The sequence below is a fragment of the Clostridium pacaense genome, from assembly GCF_020709765.2.
Classification (GTDB): Bacteria; Bacillota; Clostridia; order Lachnospirales; family Lachnospiraceae; genus Enterocloster; species Enterocloster hominis.
The window spans coordinates 1-250 of record NZ_JAJFEB020000157.1; the positions used below are offsets into that span (position 1 = coordinate 1).

Annotated in this window: 1 protein-coding gene; it reads right to left on the reverse strand. The window is 43.6% G+C overall.

Features of this window, described 5'->3' with window-relative positions:
* Window positions 1–6: 6 nt before the first annotated feature.
* Window positions 7–250 (reverse strand): hypothetical protein (locus LK536_RS58895; RefSeq protein ID WP_506092346.1); only part of this gene is annotated, 244 nt, incomplete at its 5' end.

Sequence of the window (250 nt, forward strand, 5' to 3'; positions counted from 1 at the left end):
ACAGCCTTATTCAGAGTCCAGGGCTTCTCCTGTTTCGAAGTCTGCTTTCGGCAATCTTTCCGCCTTTCTGACATATCCGACAGAGCGTTCCCATTCAAGCGACTTGAGGAACTCTTTAACTATCCAACCGTTGGTATTGACAATCAAAGTAAACCAAGCCGGATGATACAAACGGCTCAAGTCGATAAACTCAGCAAAAGAAAAAATCTCGTTTTCTTGTATGTACCTCATAATCTCCGCAAGCATCTTC